The sequence below is a fragment of the Arcicella aquatica genome (genome assembly GCF_034928825.1).
Classification (GTDB): domain Bacteria; phylum Bacteroidota; class Bacteroidia; order Cytophagales; family Spirosomataceae; genus Arcicella; species Arcicella aquatica.
In genome coordinates, this window is the sequence record NZ_JAYFUL010000023.1 from 46,387 (window position 1) to 62,451 (window position 16,065).

The window sequence follows — 16,065 nt, forward strand, 5'->3', positions numbered from 1 at the left end:
CAAAAAAAGAGGGGAATTACTTATTTTCTAAAATAAATAATTCCCCTCTAAATACTCAAAATGGTAAAGAGTTTCACGCTCGTATGTTCAATTATTCCATAGCATACAAACGCTAAAACAAACTCAAAAACTTTTTAGGCACTTCGGTCTCAAAATACATCTCTTCATCAGTAATCGGATGTACAAATGATAATACCCAAGCATGAAGCCCTAAACGACCAATTGGGTCGGTCTTAGCACCATATTTTTCATCTCCTACTATCGGATGCCCGATATCTTTCATGTGTACCCTGATTTGATTTTTTCTGCCCGTTTCTAAATTCACTTTTACTAGCGTATTAAATTCACTAGTATTTATGGTATCATAATGTGTAACAGCTTCTTTTCCAATAGCTGGATTGGAAGTAGAATAAACCGTCAATGCCTTGCTTTCTACTAAATACGAGCGAATAGTACCCAATGGATATTCAATAATCCCTTCTGTAACAGCTAAATATGTACGTTGTTGAATAGTTTCATTCCAAGATTCTTGTAACAGTTTTTGTATTCTTTCACTTTTAGCAAACATCATCAAACCAGACGTTTCGCGGTCGAGGCGATGTACTACAAAAATTCTATTCGCTGGGTCTTGTTTTTTTACGTGGTCACTCAGCGTACTATAAGCATTATAAAGCTTTTGCTTTTCAGTGGCAATTGATAGGAACCCTTCCTGTTTTTCAATGATGATTAAATATTGGTCTTCATAAATAATAGTAAGGCCTTTATACTTTTGTATTTCTGGTGCTTTAGAGCTTTTAATATTAACAATTTGCCCTACTTTCAGTACATAATTATATTGTGTTACGGCTTTATTATCAACCAACACTTGCTTGTCTTTTAAAAAAGATTTTATATTATGACGACTTTTATTTGGCATCTTGTCCAACAAAAAAGTCAACAATTCTCCTGATTCACTTACCTCAAAATGGCGTTCTGTTTTTTTTGTATCTTTTGGATTTCGTTCATTTGTTCTTCTATCCGTTTCTTTCATCTTCTAAAACTGTTTACTGTTTTCCAAAAGTCTATATCGTTTGGTTTTGCAAAGGTACAAAAATTAGGAGCTTATTTCTAATAATAGCATCTAGCTATCGTTGTAAGTATTGCCCAAATGTCGGTTTTAAATATTTGTATCAAATTGATAATTTAGTTAAGTTTAATTATTCAATTGAAAATTCCACCACACAATGAAAAAAATACTTTTTGTAATACTCATTCTCTGTAAAGTACTTTCGGTAAATGCTCAGGGTCTAAATGCATCTGGTAATTTCCTACAAGATGTTAATGGCAAACCTGTTTTATCAAACAATTCTGTTGAAATAGAAGGGAATCCTTATTTCCCTGAAGAATGGGCTGCTGGTAGTATAAAACTAAAAAATGGTGCTACTGTTACCTACAATGCACTGAGGTTAAATACTGCTACGGGTGCCCTTGAGTTTTTAAGAAATGACCAACCTTTTGTAGTGACGAATGCATTTGATGAGTTTACCATTTTCAATGTTACTTTCAGAAAAGGATTTCCAGCTGTTGATAGCCAAACAAATAACACTTTTTATGAAGTATTGTATGATGGTAAAGTTAAATTACTGTGCTATAAAAATGCAGTGATGTATGAAGAAAAGCTTTATAATTCCGCTACCAAAACCAAGAAATTCTTACATAATACTTATTATTATATCTTGAAAGCAGATGGCACGATGGCTAAAGCAAAAAAAGATAAAAAAGCTATTTTGGCTATTCTGAATGATAAAACTGCTCAGATAGAAGAGTACTTAAAAAAAGAAAAGATCAAAGAATGGAGTGATGTCGCTAATACTTTAGCATATTACGAAAAAGCATAAATCGAAGCAAAGCTTTAATTATCGGAGTTTTTTTGTATATTTATTGGAGGATTTGCTAATATAGCATTAGTACTTTTTATAACAAATAGTTTAAAAATTAGTTATTGATTCAATAGCGTATTTTACCCATATTGTTTTATAAGTACTTTCCCATTAATTATGCCTAAGCTTTCGATTGACGATAAATTTATTGACTTCTCAGACTACGGACGCCCCATTGCTACGTTTTTAGCTCATCATTTATCGAATTTAAAAGTAAATGCAATTCAAGTCACTTTTGTTTTCTTATTGGCTGGTATCATTTGTGTTTATTGTATCCAGACCAATCATTATATTTTGGCAGCTATTTTCTTGATGCTCAAAAATATTTTGGATGCTGTCGACGGTGAAATTGCTAGAATTACCAAACATCCATCCATTATTGGTAGGTATCTTGATTCAATTTTTGATTTTATTATTAATCTACTTATTCTAATTAGTATTCTTACTATTGAAAGTTCTTCTAAGGTAATATTCCTAATGGCTTTCTTTGGGATTGAGTTTCAATGTTCGATTTATAACTATTATTATGTAATTTTGAGGAGAAGCTTGAACAACCATGAAACTAGCCGTATCCTTGAATTTAGGAAACCTGTTAGTTATCATTATGAAAGTCAGCGGTTAACAAATATTTTACATATCGCATTTCTGTGTTTGTATTTAGTTTTTGATGCATTGGTTTATGTATTAGACAAACCTGCTCTTTCTGTAAAGAAGTTTCCAAAATGGTTTATGAGTTTGCTTTCTTTACTAGGGCTGGGGTTTCAATTATTAATAATTTGTGGTTTGCTTTGTTTAGGATTAACCAAAATGATTTTACCTTTTTTTGCTTGGTACAGTATTTTCGGTTTATTTGTAATTTTAATCAGAAAATTACTAGTGAGGTAAACGACAATTATCTTTTTACTTCCTTATAAAATGAATGTAAACACAGGGCTAGGCAAAACTGAATATTGGTTTATCGCTATATTTTTTATATTGTACTTAATTTATTTAGGGCGTGTCTTTTGGATAGCAAGGCGACTCAAAACTACAGCACGTTCAAGTATTTTGAAGTTTTTTTTAAGATCAGCCTACTTCGGTTTAATGATACTTGCGTTGCTTAATCCTTCATTTGGAGAGTTGAATGAAGCCGTAAAAGCAGAAAACAGAGAAATATTTTTCGTTGTAGATGTCTCCAAATCAATGGATGCAACTGATATACAACCTAGTAGAGTTGAAAAAGCAAAATTTGAAATAAACAGAGTAATTAGTCAATTCCCTTATGACAGAATTGGCATTATTGTTTTTTCAGAAGAACCATTTTTATTATCACCACTTACCTTTGATAAAAATGCAATAAGCCTATTTGTACCCAAAATCAATACTAATTTATTGATGGGTGGAGGTTCGTTGATTAATCCAGCCCTTGAAATGGCTTTTAATAGATTGCAAAAATCAAAATCAAAGAATAAATCAAAGACAATAGTGTTGATGAGTGATGGCGAGTTTTCGGATGAATATGACAGAAACATTATTGGGCAAATTAAACAAAATGGTATCAATTTCTTTTCCGTTGGCATCGGTACAACCAAAGGGACAACGATAAAAGATGGAAATTCTTTCAAAAAAGATAAGGATGGGAATATAGTTATTACAAAATTAGACAATACTTCGTTGAAAAAAATCACCAATGAAGCCAAAGGTAAATACTTAGAAATAAGCAGTATATCTAATAGTTTGACAGCATTAATTACTGAAATCAGCCAAATAAAAAGTACTTTTTCAAATAATCAGCAAATTAATGTTGTTGTAAATAAATATTTTTATTTTCTAATCATTGCATTATTTTTGCTAGGAATTGACGTTTTCTTTACTGTTAGAACATTTCAATTATAATTTTTCTGTTAATACCTTTTTTAAAAAACTAATGCCGATTATACTTTATGCTATTAATTAAGTTTAATCTATTATTATCACATAAAATTATTAAAATCAATCAACCTTGTTAAATCAATTTGTTTTATATATTTTTCTTTGGATACTTGACAATGGCTCATTCTCGAAAGTAAATACAAGAAATAGAGCAAAAGTCGAAGCAATGATTGCATTTAGAAAAAAAGATTATCGTGAAGCGGCAAATCAATATCTTATTTTATCTAAACAATCTATTTTTACACCACCTGAAGTATCGTTAAATTATGCACACGCTCTTTTTGAGGCTAAAGACACGCTAGCTGCGCGTCAAATATATGCTCGATTAAGCGGTTTAAAAGAAGCCAAACTTACTTCTACTACGTTAGTACAATTGGGTTTGATATTCTGTAATCAGCAAGACACTGCCAAAGCACTGACTCTTTTTAAAAAAGCTTTAGTGATGATGCCAGAAAATAATATCGCTAGGTTTAATTACGAATTATTGAAAAGAAGATTTAAGCCAAAACAAGAGTCAACATCTAAGCCTCCGCCGCCAAGTACCCAAAAAATACCTCCTAAACCTCCTACTCAGGAAAATGTTGAAGTCGCCAAAAATGAAAGTCAACAAGAACTACTGAAAACATTGAAAAATTATGGCTTAACTGTTGATAAAGCTAAGGCCATATTGGATGCTATGAAAAGTAGCGAAATCCAATATATTCAGCAACGCCAAGTAAATACTAAAAACCCTAATAAATTAATAACAAAACAAAACTGGTAAGAACCAATTTTATGAATACGCAAGAAGTTTACATTATGTCGGCTGTAAGAACACCGATTGGAAGTTTTGGAGGAGTACTATCGAGTCTCTCGGCTACTCAACTTGGAAGTATCGCAATTAAGGCTGCTGTTGAAAAAGCAAAGATTAAACCCGAGAGCGTGGAGGAAGTATTAATGGGAAATGTAGTTTCTGCTAATATTGGTCAAGCGCCTGCTCGTCAAGCGGCTTTGGGTGCGGGCTTATCGCCACAGGCTAGATGTACTACTATTAACAAGGTGTGTGCTTCAGGAACAAAATCTATTATGTTGGCTGCACAAAGTATTATGCTTGGGCAAGCTGATATTGTAGTAGCAGGAGGAATGGAAAGTATGTCAAATGCACCTTTTTATGTTCCCAATGCAAGATTTGGCTATAAATATGGTTCATCAGTATTGGTAGATGGTCTTGAAAAAGATGGATTGACTGATGCTTATGAAAACTGTGCGATGGGATTTTTTGCAGATAGAACTGCCCGTAAATATGGCATAAGTCGTGAAGCTCAGGATGGATACACTATTGACTCATACAAACGCTCCGCTCAAGCATCAGAAAATGGATTATTCAAAGACGAAATCATTCCTGTAGAAGTAAAAACAAAACAAGGCAGTATTTTTATTACGGAAGACGAAGAATACAAAAAGGTTAAATTTGAAAAAATCCCTGATTTAAAACCTATTTTTGAAAAAAGAGGTACTGTAACGGCTGCGAGTTCTTCAAATTTAAGTGATGGTGCATCGGCATTGGTGTTAATGTCGAAAAAGAAAGCTGACAAACTGGGCTTATTACCGATTGCAAAAATCATCGGAATGGCTGATGCAGAGCAAGAACCTGAATTCTTTACTACTACGCCAACAGTGGCACTGCCAAAGGCTATCAAAATGGCTAATTTAATTAAAGAAGAAATTGACTATTTTGAAGTAAATGAAGCTTTTTCAGTTGTACCTTTGGCATTCGAAAAAATATTGGATATTCCACACAAAAAAGTAAACATTAATGGTGGTGCTGTATCGTTAGGACATCCGCTAGGAGCATCGGGTGCCAGAATAGTAACTACGTTGATTTGGATTTTAAAACAAAAAAATGCACGATACGGAGCCGCGGGTATCTGTAATGGTGGCGGTGGGGCTTCATCAATTGTGATTGAAAGGATGTAATCTCTAAAAGTTTGTGGTAATTTTGTAAAAAATTATTTAACGACACAGACTTTAAATAAGCGTGATTAAACACGCAAAACAACATAATGAAAGTAATTAAAAACACTAATTTTAATTTTCCGAACCAAACAGGTTTCTACAAAGGAAAAGTACGTGATGTATATTCTTTTGAAAACTTGTTGGTAATGGTTGCCTCAGACCGTATCTCAGCTTTTGACGTAGTTTTACCTAAAGCGATTCCATTTAAAGGACAAGTACTTAATCAGATTGCAGAACACTTTTTGAATGCAACCAGAGATGTAGTACCAAATTGGCTAGTGGCAAGTCCTGACCCTAACGTAAGTGTGGGCTTGAAGTGTGAAACTTATCCTGTAGAAATGGTCGTAAGAGGCTACTTAGCTGGTCATGCTTGGCGTACTTATAAATCAGGCTTACGTACTTTATGCGGTGTTACTTTGCCAGAAGGCTTGAAGGAAAACGACAAACTACCTACGCCAATTATTACGCCAACTACGAAAGCGCATGAAGGGCACGATGAGGATATTTCAAGAGAGGAAATTTTAGCCCAAGGCTTAGTGTCCGAAGAAGAATATAGCCAGCTTGAAAAATATACCCTTGCCCTGTTTGCGAAAGGAACAGCAATGGCAGCCGAACAAAAATTAATTTTGGTGGATACTAAATATGAATTTGGGAAAAAGGATAATCAAATCACTTTAATTGATGAGATTCACACACCAGATTCTTCTCGCTATTTTTATGCCGAAGGTTACGAAGAACGCCAAAACAATAATGAAGCCCAAAAGCAACTTTCTAAAGAATTTGTACGTGAATGGTTAATTGCGAATGGTTTTCAAGGGAAAGATGGTCAAGTCATTCCTGAAATGACGGACGAATGGGTAAATCAAGTTTCAGAACGCTACATTGAACTTTTTGAACAAGTAACAGGCAAAAGATTCATTAAAGATGACTCTGAAGATGTTTTGGTTAGAGTTGAGGAAAATGTGAACAATTATTTAAAGTCTTTGTAGGAAGTAAAACAAGAAATTACAACAATTTATGGAATTTAAGGTAGAAAAAAATGAGCAGTATGCTCTAATCGAACTTAAAGAAACTGCTTTAACGCAGGAAAATCATACTGATTTAGAGAACATCGTTCGCCAGCTTTTCAGAGAAGGCTATGGTAATATCATTATTGAATTTAATCAAATTATTGAGCTAGACGGTCATGGTATTTCTGTTATTCGTAAAGCCAATAAAATCTGCCTGAACGAATTAGGCTTATTAATTATCGTAACAAAGAATGATGAAATAATTGACCAGTTAGATGCCGCTAAAATTGAAGAATTAACCGTAATGCCTACGGTTCAAGAAGCAATCGATGCAGTATATTTGAATGAATTGGAAAATGATTTCCAATCAGACGAAGATGATGAATACGATCACGGTGAATACAGTGAAGGCGGTTCAGATGATGATTATTAACATCAAAAAAAAGAGGTCATTTCTAGGAATGACCTCTTGCATACAAATCAATAGGTTGGAGTTATAAAACTAGTATTGATTTCAATATTTACACAATCAGCAAATAATTTGAGTTTTCAACTAACCATTTTAGGCACAGGCTCTGCCACACCCGTTTTAGCGAGAAACCCAACGGCTCATCACTTACAGATTGAGCAGGATGGTTATTTGATTGACTGTGGAGAAGGCACTCAAAATCAGCTACTTCACTATAAAATCAGGACTACAAAACTCAAGTATATTTTTATTACCCATCTCCACGGTGATCATTTCTTTGGTTTAATCGGACTTTTATCTACGCTAAATATGCATCGTAGAATAGAAGATTTATGGATTTTTGCACCGAAAGGCTTAGCAGAAATCATTACTATCCAATTAAAGTATTCTGATACTCGCTTAAATTTCAAAATACATTTTACCGAAACTCAAACAGAAAAATCGTACTTACTTTTTACGAATGAACACGTAAAAATTACTACTATCCCCTTAATCCATCGGGTGCCTTGCTGTGGTTTCTTGTTTCAAGAAAGAAGGAAAAAAAGAAAAATTATTAAGACTAGCAGACCCACAGATTTAACTTTTGAGCAAATCAAAAGATTGAAAGATGGCGAAGATATTTTGAATGATGATGGTAGTATAAAATATAAAAATGAAGACTATACGATCCCTTCTTTAAAAAGTGGTAGTTATGCATTTTGTTCTGATACACTTTATAACGAAGCCATTATTGACATCATTAAAAATGTAGATTTGTTGTATCATGAAGCTACTTTCCTTGATGAATTGTTACCGAGGGCCATCCAAACCAATCATTCTACGACCAAACAAGCTGCCTTGATTGCCCAAAAAGCACACGTAGGCAAGCTTATTATCGGTCATTATTCTTCACGATACAAAGAATTGGATACCCATCTTGCAGAAGCTCGTGAGGTATTTGTCAATACCTATTTGGCAGTAGAAGGTGAAACCCATAAAATAAGGGATATTAAATTATAATCACCTAATTAGATTGACCCATCCTTTGAACTCTCGTTTAGTGAATTTTAATAGGTAATAATATTCTGAGGAAGCGTGCTCACCACCAGACCACTTGAAATCCCTCTCTTTAGATTCATAAATCATCGTCCCCCAACGATTAAAAATTTGGATGTATTCAAATTTTTCAAAACAATTATTCTCAGGTAAATCTGTCAGGGTAAAGTATTCATTCTTTCCATCACCGTTGGGTGTAAAGACATTTACTGGCTTAAAAGTCTGGTAATCAACTATTTTACTTTTCAACACTATATTCACAGATACCGTATCAAATCTATTAGGGCTACAAGAATTATCTTCTGTAATAAAATTAATCACAAAACTTGCCTGATCTTTCCCATTCAATAAACTACAGTCTATTTTCCATGCAAAGGGGTTAACTATTTTTGCTACACCATTTTTATCAGTCCATACCGCTCCTATTTTCGATAAATCAAAGCCTTTTCCTACAGCATACAATTTTATCGGGTCAGCATCAGGGTCTTGCGAAATAACATCAAAATTAATAGGCTGAACATCGGTTCCATCCAATATAATTTCAATTTCATTTTTCGCTAAAGAAGTCACAACGTTGGGTGGTCGGCTATCAATTGGTAAAGCCTTTAAATTAACAGAGATACTATCCTTTAAATTTCTACCACACCTATTATCAATTATATAGAAATCTACGATATAATCAGTTGTCCTAACGGTGCTACAAGGGGGTGTCCAAGTAAAAGGAGAACTAACTGTTCCTAATCCAGAAATAGAACCAAAATTCATTCCAACATCTGCTAAATTAAAGCCTCTTCCTTTGGCGGTAATCGTGATATTGTCATTATCAATATCTTTCCCAAATAAATTAAATTTCATTAGGCTATTAACTACAGTTTCTCCCTTTCTATTTAATAAATCTGTAGAAATAATGGGTTTATTATTCAAAGCTGGTTCAATAATTACCTTTACTTTTAAGGTGCTTATTAGGGGCTGCGGACAACCATCATCTGAAGCTATTACATCAAAGAGTAATGGCTTGCCATCAAAACTAGCTGTACATTCATCAAAACATAATCCAGCCCTTAACGTATCTTTATAAGTACTTGTACGAATGGATGTGGGGGATAATGTAAACGACCCTGTAAAATTAGTCGGCTGAATCTTTAAGTTTAATGTCTGATTCGGATCTAAATCTGTCACTAAAAAATCTAGGCATTTTTTTTCGTTTGCCTTAATAGTGATGGTCTGAGTAACATCTGTAAAAACACCTTTCCCTTTTTCTCTTAAAAAACTTTGCGGAGGGTTATTCGTAGGACAATCGATTACCTTTAGTTGAAAGTCCCTTCGCACCTCTCCTATCTTCTTGCCATTTCTGTATTCTTCTGTTAGCACACAAAACACATATAGCCCTAATAAATCCGTCGTTACTGTCAGTTGTCCCGTTCTGGCATTTACTCGCAGAGGCTGTGGTCCTGGAATCATGTTATTAACACCAAAACCAGTTTGCCAGCGCACAAGTGGATAATTGCTACTAGGAGTTGGCAAGTCTGGTTTAGGAGCCAATGTGCTTGAATAGCCATTATAGGGCGTCACTAAAGAATAAACTAGGCTGTCTCCATCTGCATCAGTAGCGCCAAATTCAAAAACAAAGGGGCGTCCTCTACAAATATAATCACCAGTGAGTTTTCCGAATTTGGGAGATGAATTAGTGAATGCATTTCCATTTTGCTTCTGAGCAGGAAAAGCCAAATAGAATACTGAACCGGCAGCCTCAGGGTTTTGAATATTCGTGATAATATTATTCCTACAACAACGCTCCCATGCAACATAATACCCCCCAGCATCATCAAAAACATCAGGGTCTAGATATATTAAATTACTGTAGCGTATTAGGCGAGTTCTGACAGAATTATTCTCGACGCAGCTTGGATTAGAATAGCTAATTAAACTATCGCTGATAATAAATAATTCCGCACGTCCCATGTACAAGTTATCTTTTTTTCTAAAAAAGCCTAAAATGATAGTTGCGTCTTTTGCTCCTGCATTGCCATTGATATCATCAAAATACAAATTAAGGCTTACCCTATGCGATACATTAGGCTGGTTTTTAATCACCTGCAAATCTACTTCGCCACCAACGATATGGGTGGCTTGCACTTGAAAAAACGAGAAGAGCGTAATTATAATTAAGAGTATAGTTTTTTTCATATTATTTTAAACAGGAGGTTTACAAAATCATTGATTAACAAAGTATTTTATAATACTACTGACAGCATTAAAGTGTTAAAGGTTGTTCTTAATCACTTCAATTTTTGTTAAATTCAGTTATATTATTGTAATAAGTTTGTCAATGACTTCTAAACGAATTATAGCTACCTTAAATATATACATAATAAAGCTTTTTATTATTAAAAGCCTAAACAAACAGAAAAGACACTTCGGAAATAGGTTAAAAATTAAATATCTTTATATCGTTTTAAACATTTCTATATCATTTTAACACTATAGAATTAATAGGCTAATAGCCAAGCAATTAGGACAAAATATTCGGATATAATATGCAACTTTTTGAGTTTTTGAAGCTTTTTGAGTGATTAATGGATAAAAAAGTAATTTTTTTTACAAAAAACTTATAAATTAAACAAAAATGAAATTTTGATATATTTTCAATTAAATTTCAACGTATAAATGATTCAAAATTGTAAAAACATAAAATTTAAGATTAAAAAAGCCTTATTTTTATGAAAATAATAATCATATTCAAAAAATAATGTTTTGAGGAAAGCTTTTTAAAAATTGCATCTAACTAAGATTAAATTTTACGAATTCTTGAAATTATATCATTCAGATGATTATTCGGCAAAATGCTATTTTTTCCAAAGAATTTCTTGTATATCTTTGTAATAGCGAAACAGATAACAATACATTCTTCATTTTCCATAAAGTTTTAGTAAATATTATATCTTACTTCAATTTTACTATTTACAAATTATACTGTATTTCACTGACAATTTTTCAATATTATAGCAAAACAATTGCCACTAACATAATCTCAAGTTCTCTGTTAGTAAATTTAAAACAGACCCATTACCATGACTAATTTCGACAATAAAGGTTTGTACCGTAAAGAATTCGAGCATGATGCTTGTGGAATCGGCTTCGTAGCAAACATGAAAGGACGCAAGTCTCATAAGGTAGTTACGGATGCAATCCAGATGCTCATTCGAATGGACCACCGTGGTGCATGCGGCTGTGACCCTAACTCAGGTGACGGTGCAGGAATTTTATTACAGATTCCTCATGAATTCTTTTTGGAAGAATGTACAAATTTAGGGATTGATTTACCTGCTGCCCGTGAATACGGAGTAGGTATGACTTTCTTTCCAAAAGATAAGACGATTCGTGAAGAATGTAAGGAAATCATTACCCGAAAGGCCAAACGCTTAGGCTTGGAAATTTTGGGGTATCGTGTAGTTCCATGTGACAATTCTGAAATTCTAGGTGCGGAATCTGGAAATACAGAACCACAAATGGAGCAATTATTCATCAAACGTCCAGCCACCATTACGGATGAAATGGAGTTTGAAAGGAAATTGTATGTTTTCCGTCAGTACACGGCTCGTATCATCAACGAAACAGTTAAAGGTTTAGATAATAAATTTTACTTTGCTTCATTGTCTGCTCATACTATCATTTACAAAGGTATGTTAACGACAATGCAAGTTCCAGGATATTTTGATGATTTAAAACGTGAAGAATTTACTTCTGCTTTGGCAATTGTTCACTCACGTTTCTCAACAAATACTTTCCCTGAGTGGAAACTTGCGCAGCCATTCCGCTTTATCGGTCACAATGGCGAGATTAATACTGTAAAAGGTAATGCTGCTTGGATGCAGGCTCAGTCGGCTTTATTTGAATCAGAGCACTTTACGAAGGAAGAAATGGACATGATTTTGCCAGTTTGTCAATTAGGACAATCTGACTCTGCCATTTTGGATAATGCTATCGAATTATTGTACATGAGTGGTCGTTCGCTTCCACATGTGATGATGATGTTGATTCCTGAAGCTTGGGACGGCAACGAGCAAATGGAGCAATACAAGAAAGATTTCTATGAATATCATGCAGCCATGATGGAGCCTTGGGATGGTCCTGCTTCGATTTCTTTCACGGATGGAAAAATGATTGGTGCTACGTTAGATAGAAATGGTTTACGTCCATCTCGTTATTGGGTTACTGATGACGATTTCGTAATCATGGCTTCTGAAGCGGGTGTATTGGATATTGACCCTGCTAAAATTGTTTCAAAAGGTCGTTTACAACCGGGTAAAATGTTCGTAGTAGACATGGAAGCTGGTCGTATTATTCCTGACGAAGAATTAAAAGAAAAAATCTGTCAACAGAATCCTTACGGAGAATGGTTGAAAACAAATAAAATCAAAGTAGAAGATTTACCAGCCGCAGGTGCTGAATACCGTACACCATTTGAACGTGAATTATTATTGCGTCAACAAGTGTTTGGATTCACGACTGAAGACTTAAGAGTAATTCTTTCACAAATGGTTGAAACGGGTAAAGAAGCATTAGGCTCAATGGGTGTAGATACGCCATTGGCTATTCTTTCAGACCAAGCTCAACATTTATCGTATTACTTTAAGCAATTGTTTGCACAGGTAACCAACCCACCAATTGACTCAATCCGTGAGCGTACAGTAATGTCGCTTTTATCTGACATCGGTGGATTGAAAAACTTGTTGAAAGAATCTCCTGAGCATTGCCGTCAGATTGAAATTCGTCAGCCAGTTTTAACAAACGGTGAGATTGAAAAAATTCGTTGGATAGACCATAAAAACTTCCAAACGAAATCTATCCATACTACTTTCCGTGCTACGGGAGAAAAAGGTCAATTAAAAAGAGCGTTAGACAGAATTTGTCAATATGCGGAAGATGCTGTTGATGATGGATATGCTATCATTTTATTAACTGACCGTGGTGTTGATTCATCACACGCTCCTATTCCATCATTGTTGGCGGTAGGTGCTGTACATCACCATTTAATCAGAAAAGGTAAAAGAGCTCAAACAGGTTTGATTGTAGAAGCTGGTGATGTTTGGGAAACACATCATTTCGCTACGCTGATTGGCTTTGGTGCTTCGGCAGTAAACCCTTACATGGCATTTGAGACAATCAATGGTATGAAGGAAAAAGGTATTCTACAAGTAGATTACCCTTACGAAAAACTACAGACTAATTATATCAAGGCTGTTAATGGTGAATTATTGAAGATATTCTCTAAAATGGGTATTTCAACACTTCAATCATACCAAGGAGCTCAGATTTTCGAAATCGTTGGTTTAGGGAAAGAGGTTGTTGATACTTATTTTGCAGGTGCTATCTCAAGAATCGGTGGTATCGATTTAGAAGGCATTGCTAAAGAAGCTTTAATCAAACACAAAAACGGTTATCCTGAATTGCCAGTGGCTAACCCTAAATTGGAAGTTGGAGGTATTTATCAATGGAAACAACGTGGTGAAGCCCACTTGTTTAATCCAGAAACGATTCACCTGTTACAACAGTCAACTAAGAATAATAGCTATCAGCAGTATAAAAAATATTCTAAATTAATTGATGACCAATCTGAAAAAGCAATGACCCTTCGTGGTTTGCTTAAATTCAAGAAAGGTAAATCTATTGATATTAGCGAAGTAGAACCGATTGAAAGTATTTTCAAACGTTTTGCTACGGGTGCGATGTCATTTGGTTCAATCTCGTATGAAGCTCATACTACTTTGGCCATTGCGATGAACCGCATCGGCGGTAAATCTAACTCGGGTGAAGGTGGTGAAGACCCTATCCGCTTTACGCCTCTCGAGAATGGAGATTCTATGAACTCTGCTATCAAACAAGTAGCTTCTGGACGTTTTGGTGTAACAGCAAATTATTTAACGAATGCTACTGAATTACAAATCAAAATGGCGCAGGGTGCTAAACCTGGTGAAGGTGGACAGTTACCTGGTCATAAAGTAGATGATTGGATTGGTAAGACGCGTCATTCTACGCCAGGAGTTGGTTTGATTTCTCCTCCTCCTCACCACGACATTTATTCTATCGAAGATTTAGCACAATTAATTTTCGATTTGAAAAATGCCAACCGTGCGGCTAGAATTTCAGTAAAACTAGTATCTGAAGCAGGTGTAGGAACAATTGCAGCGGGTGTGGCAAAAGCACATGCTGACCATATTTTGATTGCTGGACACGATGGAGGAACTGGAGCTTCTCCACTTTCATCAATTCGTCATGCTGGTTTGCCTTGGGAACTTGGTTTGGCAGAGGCACACCAAACACTGGTAAGAAACAAATTGCGTGGACGTGTTACTGTTCAAACGGATGGACAAATCAGAACAGGTAAAGACTTAGCAGTAGCGGCTTTATTAGGTGCTGAAGAATTCGGGGTAGCTACGGCAGCCCTAGTGACAGCAGGTTGTATCATGATGCGTAAATGTCATGTGAATACTTGCCCTGTTGGGGTAGCAACACAAGACCCACGTTTGAGAGCATTATACACTGGACATCCAGACCATGTAGTAAATCTATTTACTTTCTTGGCAACTGAATTACGTGAAATCATGGCTGAGTTAGGATTCAGAACTGTGAACGAAATGGTTGGACAAGCAGATAGATTAGAAATGAAAGAAGCGCTAAGTAATTGGAAGCTTAAACATTTAGACTTATCACCCATCTTGTACAAACAACCAATGGCATTGGATGTGGCTTTATACAAACAAGAAGATCAAGATCATGGTTTGCAAGACCAGATTGACTGGAAATTGTTGGAAATTGCCAAACCAGCCCTTGAAAGTGGAGAAAAAGTAACGGGTGAATTAAAAGTAATTAACGTGAATCGTACGATAGGAACGATGTTATCGAACGAAATTACGAAAAAATATGGGGCAAAAGGTTTACCTAGCGACACTATCCATGTGAAATTTAATGGAACTGCTGGCCAATCATTCGGTGCATTCTCTGTAAATGGTATCACATTTGAATTGGAAGGTGACTCTAACGATTATATCGGAAAAGGACTTTGCGGAGCTAAACTAATTGTATATCCTAGTAAAAAAGCGACATTCAACCCATCTGAAAATGCTGTAGTTGGTAACGTATCATTCTATGGTGCGACATCTGGCGAGGCATATTTAAGAGGTATGGCTGGTGAACGTTTCTGTGTAAGAAATTCGGGTGCTAAAGTTGTTGTAGAAGGTATTGGCGACCACGGTTGTGAATACATGACGGGCGGTTTAGTAGTTATCTTAGGCGAAACTGGTAGAAACTTCGGTGCGGGTATGTCTGGCGGGGTAGCTTATATCTGGGACAAAAAAGGAGACTTTGCTCCTAAATTAAACCCAGAAATGGTAGCCATTGAAGATTTGACCGTTGAAGATGAAAATATATTGAAAATGTATGTAGAACAACATTTACAATATACAGATTCGGATACTGCAAAAACTATTCTTGATAATTGGGCTACTACGTTACCACAGTTTTTAAAAGTAATGCCTCAAGATTTCAAAAAAGCCCTTGCTTCACGCAATATCAGTGTGGCAGAAGTTTTAGAAAACAAGGATATTGTTTACAAAGATATTCAAGTAGAAATTGCACATTAATATCATTTGAAAACTTGAAAATGCGTCAATTCAAATCAATTTGAGTTGACGCATCCCAAAATCAATCACTAAATAGAAAATTA

The 16,065-nt window shown here is 35.0% G+C and carries 11 protein-coding genes; 9 read left to right on the forward strand and 2 right to left on the reverse strand.

The annotated features are described in order from the left end of the window. Positions 1-112 precede the first annotated feature (112 nt). Positions 113-1,030, reverse strand: coding sequence for an RluA family pseudouridine synthase (locus VB264_RS14415; RefSeq protein WP_323250480.1), 918 nt, complete (start codon positions 1,028-1,030; stop codon positions 113-115). Between the two features lie 193 nt (positions 1,031-1,223). On the opposite strand from VB264_RS14415, the gene VB264_RS14420 reads away from it, so the two are divergent. The 8 genes from VB264_RS14420 to VB264_RS14455 all read left to right on the forward strand — a co-directional run bounded on the left by VB264_RS14420 (position 1,224) and on the right by VB264_RS14455 (position 8,303). Then, positions 1,224-1,877 (forward strand): hypothetical protein, encoded by a 654-nt coding sequence (locus VB264_RS14420; protein WP_323250482.1) that lies wholly within the window; start codon positions 1,224-1,226, stop codon positions 1,875-1,877. Positions 1,878-2,036: 159 nt separating this feature from the next. After that, positions 2,037-2,804, forward strand: coding sequence for a CDP-alcohol phosphatidyltransferase family protein (locus VB264_RS14425; protein ID WP_323250484.1), 768 nt, complete (start codon positions 2,037-2,039; stop codon positions 2,802-2,804). Positions 2,805-2,834: 30 nt separating this feature from the next. Continuing rightward, the gene (locus tag VB264_RS14430) at positions 2,835-3,794 is read left to right on the forward strand and encodes a vWA domain-containing protein (RefSeq protein WP_323250485.1); all 960 of its coding nucleotides are present in this window, start codon (positions 2,835-2,837) and stop codon (positions 3,792-3,794) included. Between the two features lie 106 nt (positions 3,795-3,900). Beyond that, the gene (locus VB264_RS14435) at positions 3,901-4,593 is read left to right on the forward strand and encodes a tetratricopeptide repeat protein (RefSeq protein ID WP_323250487.1); all 693 of its coding nucleotides are present in this window, start codon (positions 3,901-3,903) and stop codon (positions 4,591-4,593) included. 11 nt (positions 4,594-4,604) lie between these two features. Then, entirely contained in the window at positions 4,605-5,786 is a 1,182-nt protein-coding gene (locus VB264_RS14440; RefSeq protein ID WP_323250489.1) for an acetyl-CoA C-acyltransferase, read from the forward strand. Between the two features lie 86 nt (positions 5,787-5,872). Beyond that, complete coding sequence (locus VB264_RS14445; RefSeq protein ID WP_323250491.1) at positions 5,873-6,814, forward strand: phosphoribosylaminoimidazolesuccinocarboxamide synthase; 942 nt, start codon at positions 5,873-5,875, stop codon at positions 6,812-6,814. A gap of 28 nt (positions 6,815-6,842) precedes the next feature. After that, positions 6,843-7,268 (forward strand): STAS domain-containing protein, encoded by a 426-nt coding sequence (locus VB264_RS14450; protein WP_323250493.1) that lies wholly within the window; start codon positions 6,843-6,845, stop codon positions 7,266-7,268. Between the two features lie 108 nt (positions 7,269-7,376). Beyond that, on the forward strand, positions 7,377-8,303 hold the full coding sequence (locus VB264_RS14455; protein WP_323250495.1) for a ribonuclease Z: 927 nt from the start codon (positions 7,377-7,379) through the stop codon (positions 8,301-8,303). Here the strand turns inward: VB264_RS14455 and VB264_RS14460 are convergent, their stop codons facing one another. Next, a complete protein-coding gene (locus VB264_RS14460; protein ID WP_323250497.1) occupies positions 8,304-10,526 on the reverse strand; it encodes a T9SS type B sorting domain-containing protein in 2,223 nt (740 codons plus the stop codon). Positions 10,527-11,410: 884 nt separating this feature from the next. Here VB264_RS14460 and gltB point away from each other — a divergent pair. After that, positions 11,411-15,982 (forward strand): glutamate synthase large subunit, encoded by a 4,572-nt coding sequence (gene gltB, locus VB264_RS14465; protein ID WP_323250499.1) that lies wholly within the window; start codon positions 11,411-11,413, stop codon positions 15,980-15,982. Positions 15,983-16,065 lie beyond the last annotated feature (83 nt).

Excerpts from the sequence above, each read along its gene's own strand:
- VB264_RS14415 (WP_323250480.1), bottom strand. The coding sequence starts at position 1,030 with ATGAAAGAAACGGATAGAAGAACAAATGAACGAAATCCAAAAGATACA.
- VB264_RS14420 (WP_323250482.1), top strand. The coding sequence starts at position 1,224 with ATGAAAAAAATACTTTTTGTAATACTCATTCTCTGTAAAGTACTTTCG.
- VB264_RS14425 (WP_323250484.1), top strand. The coding sequence starts at position 2,037 with ATGCCTAAGCTTTCGATTGACGATAAATTTATTGACTTCTCAGACTAC.
- VB264_RS14430 (WP_323250485.1), top strand. The coding sequence starts at position 2,835 with ATGAATGTAAACACAGGGCTAGGCAAAACTGAATATTGGTTTATCGCT.
- VB264_RS14440 (WP_323250489.1), top strand. The coding sequence starts at position 4,605 with ATGAATACGCAAGAAGTTTACATTATGTCGGCTGTAAGAACACCGATT.
- VB264_RS14445 (WP_323250491.1), top strand. The coding sequence starts at position 5,873 with ATGAAAGTAATTAAAAACACTAATTTTAATTTTCCGAACCAAACAGGT.
- VB264_RS14450 (WP_323250493.1), top strand. The coding sequence starts at position 6,843 with ATGGAATTTAAGGTAGAAAAAAATGAGCAGTATGCTCTAATCGAACTT.
- VB264_RS14460 (WP_323250497.1), bottom strand. The coding sequence starts at position 10,526 with ATGAAAAAAACTATACTCTTAATTATAATTACGCTCTTCTCGTTTTTT.
- gltB (WP_323250499.1), top strand. The coding sequence starts at position 11,411 with ATGACTAATTTCGACAATAAAGGTTTGTACCGTAAAGAATTCGAGCAT.